Below are 12,900 nucleotides of genomic sequence, written 5' to 3'. Positions count from 1 at the left end.
GGGGTGCGGGGCGGGCTGCGGGTACAGCCCGCCCCTGGCTGTGGTTGGTCAGGAATCCGAAGGCGGTTGAGTGGGGGGCACCCAGCTCGTCGGCGTCGGAGAACCGGCTGCCGACGGCCCCGTGGAGGACGGCGACGGTGCGCCAAGGCTGCTCGTTGCCCCGGGCGCGGGGCTGACAGGCGGTACGGCACCAGCGAGGGTCACGGTGCTGCCCGGAGCCGACGCGACGGCGGACTGACCACCCGGGGCGCCTCCTTCACCACCCTCCGGTTCACCCTGGTCAGGTCGGGTGATCAGCGCCGGAATGCCGGGACGCTGGATCAGGGCGCGGCCCTTGTCGCCGGTGGCGTTCGGGTCCTCGCCGTAGCGGAAGGTGGTCTGCGGCTTGGGCGGCCTGGCATCGATGCCCTCCTTGCTGAGGTTGCCACCGGCGGGGTTGATACCGGAGGCGACACCGTCGGTGCCCGCACCGGGGACCTCGCTCGGACCCTGCGGCGCAGGGGCGCCCGTGCCGGCACCGGTGCCGACACGCATCGCCATGCTGCCCGCGGTCTTCGCGGCCCCCGCGGCGACCGCCATACCGGCGACACTGGTTCGGTGCAGGTCATCATGTCCGCCACCGTCGCTCGCCCAGTGGACGAACTTGTACGTGGCGTACGGGCACAGCAGGACCAGGACCATCACGACGATGCCGGCCATCGCGTCGGACAGGGCGGCCATGCCGTCCGTGGCGTCGGACTTGCCCATCGCCGAGACGCCGATCAGGAAGACCACGGTCATCAGCAGCTTCGAGACGACCAGAGTGGCAGTGGCCTCGATCCAGCCCCGCCGCCACCGCTTGGCGACCTCCCAGCCTCCGCCGGCTCCGGCGAAGACCGCCAGGGCGACCATGACCAGGACGCCGACCTTACGGGCGACCATCACGCCCCAGTACAGGAACGCGCCGATCGCGCATCCGAGGGCGACCAGGGCTGGGACTCCCCAGCCCAGGCCGTACATCGCCCCCAGTTGGTTGACCTTCACCACACGGCGGATCGCGTCGTCGACGGAGCTGTTGGCTGCATGGAAGAGACCGTCGGACAGGGCGTCGACCACGGTGATGGCGACTGAGGTGAAGGCGATGGCGCAGAAGCTGAACAGGACGCCGGTCATGGTGCCGATCGCGGCTTGAGCGAGGGCTCGTTCGTCCCGGCGCCAGGCCGCGGACATCAACTGGATACAGAACGTGCCGACGGTCAGCGCGAGCCCGATGGGCAGCAGCAGTTCGTAGTTGTCCCGGAACCATCCGGCGTTGAGATCGATGGCGGTGGTCGCGTTGACGGCCTTCGCGGCGAGATCCGCCGCGCTGGCGGCCAGCTCACCGGCCGACTTCGCGATCCATGCGCCGATGCCGTCGGTGACGGCCCCGGCAGGGTTGGTCGCGAAGTCGACAGCACCGCAGACCTTGTCCATCAGCGGAATGTCGCAGACTCCCATGGCGATGCCTCCTTTCCGGGCTGGGTGTCAGGGCGCCACGGACGGCATGACACCGGCCAGGGCGCAGGGCTGGGAGGGGCGGCACTGGACCGCGAGGGTGATGACACGGCTCTCCGCGCCACCGGAGGCTGAGCCGTTCCAGGCGATCGACTGCTTGCCGGAGACGGTCACGGCGTAGACGTACGCCTGCGTGATCGTTCCGGGGTCCGCCTGAAGGGCCTGGGTGAACGAGTCAGGGAAGTGCCCCTCGTTCACCTTGGCGGTGGCGAACTGGCCGTTGACGGCCATCTCCTTCCACAGCGCAGCAGAGGGAACGACCGCGTCGACCGAATCTGAGTCGGCGTACTTGCCCTCGGTGGTCAGCCATGCGTGCAGAGCGGTCAGCAGCTCCGCCTGGGAGTACGCACGAGCGTCGTAGGACCACAGCGCTGCGGCGGCTGCCTTCCCGAACGTGATCGGATCGTGCGTGTCCGGTGCGACCGGGACGACGACAGAGTGTGTGGTGGGGGACGGTGCCCCGGACGGCGAAGCGGCCGAGGAAGAAGATGGAGGCGAACTCGCCTGCGGCAAAGGGGAGTCCCCGCCGTCGCGGGTGAGGTACGCGGCCAGGCCGGCGAGAGCGACGAGCACCACCAGAACGGCGGTGCCGAGCAACGCCCGGCGGCGCACGCGAGACGCGCCACCGGGGGTTGAGGAGCGGGAAGGCATCAGCGGACCTGCGTCCCCAGCGTGCTGAAGAACGCCACCACACCGTTCGCGGCACCCAGCAGCAGGGCCGCGCCAGCACTGACCAGCACACCCTTCTTGCCGCTGGCCTCGGCCTGGTGGCCGCCGGAGTGGTGGCCCCAGGCCCACACGCCCGCGCTGACGGCGAGCGCGCCGACCACGGCGATGATCCCGAAGAGGTTGATGGAGCCCATCACCTGCTTGAGGACGGAGAGACCCGGAAGTCCTCCCTCGTTCGGCGTGATGCCGGGATCGTAGGCGAGCTGGACGACCTTGTCGGCGAGAAACATTACGAACTCCAGTTCGATTTACTGCGCGCCGAAGCCCGAGGGAGCGGAGCGGCGGTGCGAGAAGAAGGGGAGAGGGAGAAGCGCCGGTCAGACGACTCGGCGGGCCGCGAGAATCTGCGATTTCCAGGACGCGAGGGTCGAGATGCGCACCACGTCACCGGTATGCGGGGCATGGATGATCAGCCCCTGGCCGATGAACATGCCGACATGCTCAGGGACGCTGGCGGTCCCCTCGGTGAAGAGGAGGTCACCCGGCCGGAGAGCGTCGACCGATACCGACGCGCCCTCCGTGACCTGCGTGTACGTCGTCCGCGACAGGGTGACCCCGGCCGCCTTGTACGACTGCTGCATCAGGGAGGAGCAGTCACACCGGCCCATGGGGTCGGGCCCGTGGGAGTCGGTGCAACTTCCGCCCCACTGATACGGAGTGTCGAGCTGGCCGAGAGCCCAGCGGATCGCGGTCTGGACCTTCGGCGGAGCATCGGCCGGAATCTTGTATCCGGCCGGCACCGCGCCTGCCGGGATGGTCCCGAAGTCGGCTCCGTCGCCGCCCGTTGTACACCCGCCCGCGGTAGTGGGTGCAGGGCTGTCGGTGCCGGCCGAGCCGGACGGAGAAGGGCTCGGCGACGCGCCGCCGGTCTTCGACAGCAGGGGCTCGATGGCCTTCTGCAAGGCAGTGGCCAGGGGTTCCCACTTGGCGTACGCCTCCGGGAATCCCGACCGCTGCACCGCCTGAGCAGCCTGGGTGACGGAAAGGGACTGCCAGCCCGAGACCTTCTTGAGCCCCTCGTAAAACTTGGTGCTGGCGTGCACCGGGTCGAGGATCTCGTTCGCCGTACCCCAGCCCATCGACGGCCGCTGCTGGAACAAGCCCAGGCTGTCGCGGTCGCCGTAGGTCAGGTTCCGCAGACCGCTCTCCTGCAGAGCGGTCGCCAGGGCGACCACCTGCCCTCGGGCGGGAATGTTCATCGCGACGCCCGTGGCCTGGATCGTCTTGGCGTTGGGCACCTGATCGGCAGGGGCGTCCAGGCCCGGCACGGAGACCGAGCCCCTGTCGCCGCCGTCCAGGATGGCCTTCACCTGCTTGGCGACGGCGGAGGTGTCCACGCCCTGTGCACCGTCGGTCGAGCAGGAGGCCGATGCGGTCCCGGCGCCGATGGCGAGGATCGGAAGGGCCAGCAGCAGCGGGCCGGTCGCACAGAGACCGACAAGGGCTCCGGTTGTCTTCTTCATCGCCGCTGCCGTTCAGCGCGATGGCGGTGTCGGCCAGGTGACGGAGGTGGGTCGGGGCGTGGGTGTGTCAGGGCATGCTGCATCGCAGCGGCTCCTCGGTGTTCGTAGGAGGCGCGGTGCCGACTTCTCGTGCAAAGCCGTCGGCACCGCGCCGATGTGCATCCGCCTCTCGGCGGGCCCGGGTCAGAGGAGTTGGTAGCTCCCGAACGCCGGTTTCAGGTCACGCGCGGCAGCCAGCCGCGCTCGTAATCTCAGGCAGTACACCGGGACCTCCTCACGGCGCTCGCGGATAGGTGGGCAACGTGCCGCCGAAGCTGCTCGATTGGACGAGACAGCACGGATAAGCACAGGTCAACGGGGGTTGGGCGGGGCTCCTGCCCGGTGACACGGCGAGACAGTAGACCGGGATTCCGGCCGCACCAAACGACTGCCGTCCCGGGGCCCTCTGCAGGAGGTCACCTCGTTAGGTGCGGCCGGAAATCGCCGTTAACCTCCGGTGCAACCTCGCCCGAGACGAACGCCGTTGAGCGCTGACCGGAGCGGGTCCAGATCCGCCGTGCCCGAAGAGAGGCCCTCCCCATGAGCTACACGCTGCACCGAGGCGATGCCTTGACCGTCCTGAAGTCCCTCCCTGACGAGAGCGTCCAGGCGGTGATCACCGATCCGCCGTACAACTCCGGTGGCCGTACCAGCTCGGACCGCACCGGCCGCACCGCGCGTGCCAAGTACGTCACCAGCAACAGCGCCCACGACCTCGCCAACTTCCCCGGCGAGAACCGCGACCAGCGTTCCTACCGCTCCTGGCTCACCGAACTGCTCACCGAGGCGTACCGGGCCTCGACCGAGCACGCGGTCGCCATGGTCTTCACCGACTGGCGCCAGGAGCCGACCACCTCCGACGCCCTGCAGATGGCGGGGTGGACCTGGAGCGGCACCATCCCGTGGATCAAGCCCTCCAGCCGGCCCCGCAAGGGCGGGCCGAAGCAGGACTCCGAGTTCATCATCTGGGGCGTCAAGGGATCCCTCGACAACACCCGCGACCTCTACCTGCCCGGTCACTACATCGCCTCCCAGCCCCGCAAGGACCGGGTCCACATCACCCAGAAGCCCGTCGAGGTCATGCAGCAGCTCGTCCAGGTATGCCCCGAGGGCGGCACCGTGCTGGACCCCTTCACCGGAAGTGGCTCCACGGGGGTCGCGGCCCTGCGCGAGGGACGCCGCTTCGTGGGCGTCGAGCTTTCCGCGCACTACGCCGACGTCGCCGAGGAGCGGCTGCGAGCCGAGCTGACGAAGGACGACTTCGAGCTGGCCGGACCGGAGGCATGAGCATTAGAGCGGAGAGCCCGGGGCAGGCGGCCCGCAGACGCCGAAGGGCGGCTGGCGCATCGAGTAACCGATACACCAGCCGCCCTTCTCGTTGTGTCAGGCCGCTTCGAACGCCCGCCGGATGAGCGGCGCTGCCTTCTCCAGGTCGGCCGCCGAGACGAGGCGTACCTCCAGGTCCCCGGTCCCGAGGTGCCCGATGCCGCGCATGTCCCGGGTGAAGCCCTCCTCCAACTCGACAGTGTCCGGGGCGAGTCTCAGGTACGCCAGGATCGCCTCGTGCTTAGGACGGAAGATCACCGACGCGACGTTCACCAGCCGCCGGTAGGCGATGTAGTGCCGCAGCGGCGCCACCTCTACCTCGCCCCACGCCGTGAGCGCCTCGTCCAGCTCCGCGTACAGGTCCCGAAGACACTCGGGAACGAGGCCGACACCCGTCGGCGAAGGAGACGCCGGCGCCGCTGGAGTGCTGTCGACCACCGTTGCTCGCTCCCGGCTCCGCCGAGACGCAGTGGCGCTCGGGAAGCCGGGCGCGGAGTCAACGAGCAGCAGCCCCAGAAGGCCACCCTCGAAGATCCGGCAGCGCACCAGGTCGATCCGCTCAGGCAGTCGCTGGACGGCCACCCGGTCGTGGTGCGAGAAGCCGGCCGCGATGCAGACCATCCGCGGACAACGCCAGTCGATCGTCTCGGCGGCCTCCGCGCCCAGCACCTTCCGTACGAGCGCCTCGAACTCGTGCTGCGCCGACTCCAGCCAGGACAGGTACGAGACGGCCTGCGACATCACCCCGCTGTCCGAGCCCTTCTTGAACTCGATCACCACCGGGCTGCCGTTCTCGTCCAACCCCAGGGTGTCGATCCGCCCCCGGTGCCAGGGGCCGGTCGCGTACTCCGATGCCAGGAACCGGATGCCCAGCATCTCCTCCAGGCCGGCCTCGACGCGTTGCTGCAGCTCCACCTCCAGCGCCACCGTCGAACTGGACAGCTCGACATCCCGTCCGTCCGCGTCCCGTCGGAACAACATCAGCTCGGCCACCAGTGCCCCCTCCCGCGATCCTTGCACCAAGATCAATCGGGGGAGCCTGCCGACTATTCCTCACCCGGATTGGCGCTCTGCGATCCACTCAGCTCCGGGAGCGGCGGAGACCCTCGATCGCACATGCAACTAGGCGGCACCCAAGGGTCGTTCCGTAAATGATCTCCCGAATGGTGCGGTTCCGGCCGCCTGCCGGGCGGGCTGCTTGCTCAGCCGGTGAGGGCGAGGTTGTGTAGGCGTGCGATGCCGAGCATGGCGTGGTACACGCCGTCGCCATTCAGGCTGCAGTCGCGGAAGATCTTCCAGCCCTTCACCCGGGCGAAGGTGTGCTCGATACGGGCTCTGGTCTGGCTGTGGGTCGGTTGCGTTGACGCTTCCAGGCCGGGAGTTCGGTCTGGCCATTCACTGGCGGTGAGGCATCAGCAGCCAGTGCCGGGATAGCCGTCGTCCGTCATCGTCTTGCCGGCGGCGTCCTTGCGTCGGACTCGGCCCACGCCCTGCAATCGTTGCGAGTGCAGAGCAGCTGCTGGCCGACCACGCTGGTGGATTCTTGGGCAAAAGGGGGCTAGACCGGCCGCATGGACGCTTTCGGGTGGTCGGTAATCATGGAGGGGGAGGCCCGTCTCAAACGCTGTGACTCAGACGCGGAGGCGCAGAGCTCCTGTCTCAGTGGGTCCGCGATCACGATTCCTTCGAAGCCTGGGTGCTGGTCATCGTCTGCAGGTCGCTGCTGCCTGCCGTACCGGACTCCCGCAATGTCGGTGCCCTCCTCCATAATCGGGGCACCGTCTTCAACGAAGGACCTCATCTCTGTGACGATCACCCAGCACGAGCTCGAATCCCGGTTGTGGGACGCCGCGAACGCGCTCCGCGGCCCCGTTGATCCGGCTGACTTCAAGACCTACGTCTTCCCGATGCTGTTCTGGAAGTGGATCAGCGACACCTGGGTCCACGAGCACGACACGGCGTTCGATGCGTACGGCGACGACCTCGACGACGAGATCGAGGCCGACTTTCACAGGTTCGAGCTGCCCGAGGGCACGCTATGGAGCGAGGTCACCGAGAAGGTCACCAACCTCGGTGCGGAGATCGCGAAGACCTTCCAGCGAATCGAAATGGCCAACCCCCGCTCGCTCGCCGGCGTCTTCGGCGATGCCTCGTGGGGCAACCAGGAGCGCATCCCGGAGTCGGCACTGCTGGGGCTCATCCGAGCGTTCAACAAGATCAGGCTCGATCCGTCGACGGTCTCGCACGACCTGCTCGGCGCGGGCTACGAGTACTTGCTGAAGAACTTCGCCGACGAGTCGGGCAAAAAGGCCGGCGAGTTCTTCACCCCCCGCGAGGTCGTGAACCTGCTCGTCGGGATCCTCCAGCCGACGCCGGGCGAGTCCGTCTACGACCCGTCCTGCGGCTCCGGCGGGATGCTTGTCGCGACGATCAACCAGCTACGCGAGTCCGGCAAGGATCACCGCACGCTCAGGGCATACGGCCAGGAGATCAACCTGACGACGGCCTCGATCGCCCGGATGAACCTGTTCCTGCACGAGATCGAGGACTTCGACATCAAGCGCGGAGACACCCTCCGCGCTCCGGCGTTCAAGGCCCCCCACGGTGCCGTCCGCCAGTTCGACGTCGTGATCGCCAACCCGCCCTTCTCGCTGGCGGATTGGGGAGCGGACCGCTGGTCCTCGGACCCGCGAGCCATCTGCGGCGTTCCGCCGGCGAAGAACGGCGACTACGCCTTCGTCCAGCACATGGTCTCGTCCATGAAGCCTGGATCCGGCCGCGTCGGCGTGGTGATGCCCCACGGCGTGCTGTTCCGCGGAGGCGCGGAGGCGAAGATCCGCCAGGGCCTCATCGAGAAGGACGTCCTGGAAGCCGTCGTCGGGCTGCCGCCCAAGCTCTTCTACTCGACCGAAATCCCAGCATGCCTGTTGATCTTCCGCGACCAGAAGCCAGTTGAGCGCAAGGATCACGTGCTCTTCATTGACGGCTCGGCGCGGTTTATCAAGGGTAAGAAGCAGAACCTGATGTCCGAGGATGACGTCAGGGCTGTCATCGAGGCGTACCAGACAGGTAGCGACTCAGCGGGTGAGGGCGGTGCGAACGTCCGGCTAGTGCCGCTCGAGGAGATCGAGCAGAACGGCTTCGACCTGAACATCGGCCGCTACATCAAGGTTGCTGCAGAAGAGACCGCTGATCTGGGCACCGCGCTCGTGGCGTATGCCGACGCCCGACAGCATCGCATCGACACCGAGACTGTCATGTTCGAGCGGCTCGCAGCGGCAGGCGTCGACCTGAGCGTGTTCGGGGTGTCCAGTGAGTGAGTGGGAGCGAGTCCGGCTCGACGAGGTCATCGCACTGGACGTCGACGCGGTCCCGATCACGGCGACGGCCTCCTATAACATCGTCGGCGTCTTGAACCGCGGTCGGGGCCTGTTGCTCCGGGATCCGATTGCTGGCGATGAGACCTCGTACAAGACACTGAATCGCATCCGGCCGAACCAGATCGTCTACAGCCGCTTGAAGGCGTTCGAAGGAGCGATCACCGTTGCTCCTAACGATCTGGGCGAGGTTTACGCGTCGCAAGAGTTTCCCACGTTCACCTGCAGTGAACGAATGCTTCCCGAATACTTCCGGCTCCTTACGACCACAAAACGGCTGTGGGGGCAACTGCAGGCGTTGTCGACCGGCATGGGCGGTAGGCGGGAACGGGTCAAGCCTGCCGACTTTTTGACGATTGAAGTTGCTCTCCCGTCCTTGCCGGAGCAATACCGCATCGTCGACGTTATGGCATCGGTGGACGCACAGATTGACGCGTTGGATGCCGAGAAGCAGAAGGCGACCTCATTGCTGGCACTCGTTCGCAACGCGCATCCCGAAGGCACCGAACACGAACTACGCAGCGTTGTTTCCAGGATCCAAGGCGGAAAGAGCGTTCAGGCTTCGGATGAAAAGCCGCGAACCGGAGAGTCGGCTGTCCTGAAACTGAGTGCAATCCAACTTGGTACTTTCGTGGCCTCCGAAGCAAAGCGGCTTATTGACCTGACGGGTTACACCAATGCCCATCTAGTGGCAGAGGGTGACCTCCTTATCACTAGAGCCAGTGGTTCATTCGATCGCGTCGGCTATGCTGCCATCGCGCGAAACGTAGCACCCCAAACCTACCTGCCTGACCTTATCTGGCGAATTCAAACAAAGCCCGAGGTCTGCCAGGCGACGTTTCTGGCACATCTATTGTGTTCCCCATCAGTGCGCTCAACTATCACAGCATCAGCGCGCGGTACCGCGTCGATGAGGAAGATCAATAAGGCCCTGCTGGGTTCTTTGCGTCTGCCGATCCCGTCGCTTGAGGAGCAAGCCAAGTACGTTCAGCACTGTGATGCTGTCGCGTTCGCAGTAGCAGACCTGGATCTGGAGCTCGCCAATCTCCGTGCCTTCCGTTCGGCGCTGATGGCCTCCCTCCTGAACCAGGAAATCGAGATCCCGGAGGCGTACGACGCTCTACTCGAGGAGGTGTCCTGACATGGGGTGGACGGAAGCGAGCACGATCCAGCGTTCACTGCTCGAGTGGGCGGAGGAGGCTGGCTGGGAGCGTCTCCATGGGGAAGGATTACCGCGCGATGAGCATGACGTCATCGTCGAGGACTGGGCACGCGAAGCGTTGCTCGCGCTGAACCCGGAGCTGGTCGACGACCCCGAGTCGGCGGACCTCGTTCTGCATGAGCTCAATCAGGCTGTCCTCGATGCGCACAACGGTCTCGTTGCGGCCAACGAGCGACTGACCGTGATGCTTCGTGGCGACCACTCGTTCACGACGATCGACGGTAGGCATGTGCCTCGTCGGCTGATCGACTTCAAAGACCTCAACAAGAACCGCTTCACCGTCGCTGACGAGGTCACCGTCAACGGTGCGACCAAACCGCGCCGGTTCGACGTCGTCTACTACGTCAACGGGTTCCCGCTGGTCGTTGCCGAGACCAAGACGCCTGTGAAGCACCAGGTCTCGTGGGTCAACGCCGCGAAGGACCTTCACGACGTGTACGAGGAGGAATACCCGAACTTCTTCGCGACGAACGTCTTCAACGTTGCCACCGAGGGCCTGGAGTTCCGGATGGCTCCGATCCGTGCGGTCCCGGACCCCGACTCCGAAATCTGGGCCCCGTGGGGGTCCACTGAGGACGACCCAAAAACCGTCACGGGCCCGGCTCGAGTCGAGCGGGCCGCGCGCTTGCTGCTGCGGCCGGAGACGATCCTGCCGATCCTCAAGGACCTGGTGATGTTCCGTCACGCTCGGGATGCCTCCGAGGTCGACATCAAGTTCTTGCCTCGTTACCCGCAGTTCGAGGCGGCTCTGGCGATCCAGGCCAAGGTGCTTGCAGGCCGTCCTGGCGGACTGATCTGGCATCACCAGGGATCGGGCAAGACCGAACTCATGGCGTTCGCCGCCGCCCGTTTGCTGCGCGACGACGCAGTGACGGGGAAGTTCGGGAGCGCGCCGACGGTCATCGTGATCGCCGACCGTAAGGATCTGGTCCGGCAGACGGCGGAGATGTTCGAGACTGCCGGCATGCCGCGGATGTCGGTGCCCCGCAACCGGCGGGAGCTGCACGCTCTGCTGCGTAGCGGTGAGCCCGGTGTGGTCATCACGACGGTGCACAAGTTCGCTGAGGCCGGCCATCTGAACAACCGGTCGAACATCGTGGTCCTCGTTGACGAGGCGCACCGCTCGCAGGAGGGGAAGTTCGGCGATGCGTGGCGCGCGGCGGTGCCGAACGCGAAGTTCTTCGGTGCGACGGGTACTGCGATCGAGGACAAAGACCGTTCGACGTTCAAGCTGTTCGGCGACCCTGGCGACCCGGACTTTGTGATGTCGCGGTACACGCCGGAGCAATCCATCGCCGATGGGTTCACCAAGCCAGTGATCGTGGAGGGCCGGTCTGTCGGGTTCAACCTCGACAAGGAAGCCCTGGACGAGGCCTTCGACGAGCTGGCCACGGAGGAGGGCCTGGACGAGGAGGAGAAGGTCTTCCTGTCGGGGAAGGCTTCTCACATCGAGACGATCCTCTCCAACCCCGAGCGCGTGGCTGCTGTGTGTGCCGACATCGTCGACCACTTCCTTACCTATGTTGCGCCCCTGGGGCAGAAGGCTCAGGTCGTGGCCTACAACCAGCGCCTTGTGATCGCGTACACCATGGCCATCGAGGCCGAGCTGGAGCGTCGTGCTGCAGTCATGCCGGACGGACGACTCCGTGAGGTCGGTGTGGTGATGCACGTCGCCGACAGCAAGGAGACCCCTAAGGAGCACAAGAAGCACCTGCTCACTCCGGAGCAGGAGGAGGCGCTTAAGCGCCGCTTCAAGAAGGTCGATGACCCGATGTCGTTCATCGTTGTCACCGCGAAGTGGATGACCGGCTTCAACGCGCCCATCGAGGGGGTGCTGTATCTCGACAAGCCCGCCAAGGACACGAACCTGTTCCAGACGATCACGCGGCCCAACCGTCCGTGGAAGAATCCTGTCACCGGTCAGCGCAAGGACTTCGGGCGGGTCGTCGACTACATCGGGCTCGCGAGGGCCATCGGCAAGGCAGTCGCCGGCCCGAAGGTGAAGGACGGCGAAGAGGACGAGCTCAACGTCACCGACGCCTCCAAGCTGGCGGGGAAGTTCGTCGCCGACCTCACGCGTCTGCTCCATCTGTTCGACGGCATCGACACCAGTGACTCCTCGTTCGAGTCGCTCGCCGAGGCCCACGAGCGGATCCCCGAGGGCGGCGCGCAGCGCACCGAGTTCATCGAGACCTACGTCGCGCTGCAGACGGTGTGGGAGTTCCTCGACCCGCACCCGATGTTCCGGCCATTCAAGGGGCAGTACTTCTGGCTCGCGAAGGTGTACGAGTCGATCCGGCCCAAGGACGTATCCAAGACGTTCCTCTGGGCACGTCTCGGCGCGAAGACCACTGACCTGATTCACGGTCACATGAGCGATGTGGGCGTTAGGTCGATGCCGTCGAAGACAGTTACGCTCGACGCTGCCGGTCTGGCGCTGGTGAAGAAGATCGCCGAGCAGCTCAAGCTCTCCGAGTGGCAGACGCCGGAGTCGAAAGCCGATGACGTGTACCAGGAGGTCCTCGACTCTATCGAGGCGCGCCTCAGGCGTCGGCTCGCCGATACCGAGAGCCCGGCGTACCGGTCGCTGGCGGATCGGATCGAGAAGCTCCGTGCCAAGGCGATCGAGAACGTCGAAGACTCGCTGGCCTTCCTCGGGGAAGCTCTGAAGATCGCTCAGGACGTGGTCGCCGCGGACCGGGCAGCGGAACAGGGCGACCAGGGAACGCTCGACCGGCTGGCCGATCCGAAGCGTGGGGCGCTCACTCAGATCGTTGCGGAGAACACACCGCCCGGGCTGCACAAGATCGTCCCCGACATAGCCTCCCGGATCGACTCGATCGTCGTCGAGGTCGCCTATGCCGGTTGGAGCGCGAGCGACGCGGGCGACAAACGCGTCCGCCGCGAGCTGCGTTCCGTCCTGAAGGAGTACGGCTTGCCCATCAAGGGCGAACTGTTTGACCGAACGTACGAGTACGTGCGGGAGAACTATTGAACGACGTCACGACCGCGACCAATGCGTGGATTGTTCCTCGTCCCTGCGCGTACGCTCGGTTTGTGATCAGCTCCACATCACGACTACCGAAGTCGATCACTGTGCGTGACTTCCTTAACGCATGGTAGTCCTGGGGTTCCATGCATTGCGCTACTCAGTACCGGACGAGCCGTTCACTACGGCGCATTGCGGGCACTCATCCGCCTGGCGGTCCGG

At 66.1% G+C, this 12,900-nt stretch carries 9 protein-coding genes and 1 pseudogene; 4 read left to right on the top strand and 6 right to left on the bottom strand.

What is annotated here, in order from left to right:
- Nucleotides 1–48: 48 nt before the first annotated feature.
- The 4 genes from ACZ7IB_RS20065 to ACZ7IB_RS20050 all read right to left on the bottom strand — a co-directional run bounded on the left by ACZ7IB_RS20065 (nucleotide 49) and on the right by ACZ7IB_RS20050 (nucleotide 3,725).
- The gene (locus ACZ7IB_RS20065) at nucleotides 49–1,476 is read right to left on the bottom strand and encodes an SCO6881 family protein (protein WP_470914071.1); all 1,428 of its coding nucleotides are present in this window, start codon (nucleotides 1,474–1,476) and stop codon (nucleotides 49–51) included.
- A 27-nt stretch (nucleotides 1,477–1,503) separates the two neighbouring features.
- Nucleotides 1,504–2,184 carry a hypothetical protein gene (locus tag ACZ7IB_RS20060; RefSeq protein WP_470914070.1) on the bottom strand — a complete coding sequence of 227 codons (681 nt, stop codon included), beginning with the start codon at nucleotides 2,182–2,184 and terminating at the stop codon, nucleotides 1,504–1,506.
- Complete coding sequence (locus ACZ7IB_RS20055) at nucleotides 2,184–2,492, bottom strand: DUF6112 family protein (RefSeq protein WP_389998471.1); 309 nt, start codon at nucleotides 2,490–2,492, stop codon at nucleotides 2,184–2,186. The genes ACZ7IB_RS20060 and ACZ7IB_RS20055 overlap by 1 nt, the downstream gene beginning before the upstream one ends.
- 87 nt (nucleotides 2,493–2,579) lie before the next feature.
- On the bottom strand, nucleotides 2,580–3,725 hold the full coding sequence (locus ACZ7IB_RS20050; RefSeq protein ID WP_470914067.1) for a C40 family peptidase: 1,146 nt from the start codon (nucleotides 3,723–3,725) through the stop codon (nucleotides 2,580–2,582).
- Nucleotides 3,726–4,304: 579 nt separating this feature from the next.
- Here ACZ7IB_RS20050 and ACZ7IB_RS20045 point away from each other — a divergent pair.
- Nucleotides 4,305–5,051, top strand: coding sequence for a DNA-methyltransferase (locus tag ACZ7IB_RS20045; protein ID WP_384335373.1), 747 nt, complete (start codon nucleotides 4,305–4,307; stop codon nucleotides 5,049–5,051).
- Nucleotides 5,052–5,147: 96 nt separating this feature from the next.
- On the opposite strand, the gene ACZ7IB_RS20040 is transcribed toward ACZ7IB_RS20045, so the two are convergent.
- Nucleotides 5,148–6,083, bottom strand: a complete 936-nt coding sequence (locus ACZ7IB_RS20040) for a DUF5655 domain-containing protein (RefSeq protein ID WP_470914064.1) — start codon at nucleotides 6,081–6,083, stop codon at nucleotides 5,148–5,150.
- Between the two features lie 209 nt (nucleotides 6,084–6,292).
- Nucleotides 6,293–6,621: pseudogene (locus ACZ7IB_RS20035) on the bottom strand (transposase family protein); the annotation flags it as partial.
- 274 nt (nucleotides 6,622–6,895) lie between these two features.
- Between ACZ7IB_RS20035 and ACZ7IB_RS20030 the strand changes: the two are divergent.
- From ACZ7IB_RS20030 to ACZ7IB_RS20020, 3 genes are read left to right on the top strand one after another with little or no spacing between them, the layout of a single operon-like run.
- Nucleotides 6,896–8,410, top strand: coding sequence for a type I restriction-modification system subunit M (locus ACZ7IB_RS20030; protein ID WP_470914062.1), 1,515 nt, complete (start codon nucleotides 6,896–6,898; stop codon nucleotides 8,408–8,410).
- Nucleotides 8,403–9,608, top strand: a complete 1,206-nt coding sequence (locus ACZ7IB_RS20025; RefSeq protein WP_470914060.1) for a restriction endonuclease subunit S — start codon at nucleotides 8,403–8,405, stop codon at nucleotides 9,606–9,608. The genes ACZ7IB_RS20030 and ACZ7IB_RS20025 overlap by 8 nt, the downstream gene beginning before the upstream one ends.
- 1 nt (nucleotide 9,609) lies before the next feature.
- Nucleotides 9,610–12,684, top strand: a complete 3,075-nt coding sequence (locus tag ACZ7IB_RS20020; protein WP_470914058.1) for a type I restriction endonuclease subunit R — start codon at nucleotides 9,610–9,612, stop codon at nucleotides 12,682–12,684.
- Nucleotides 12,685–12,900 lie beyond the last annotated feature (216 nt).

This window comes from Streptomyces sp. NPDC037301 (assembly GCF_055602785.1).
The sequence above is the reverse complement of the archived record's forward strand: the minus strand, read 5'-3'. Positions and strand labels throughout refer to the sequence as shown.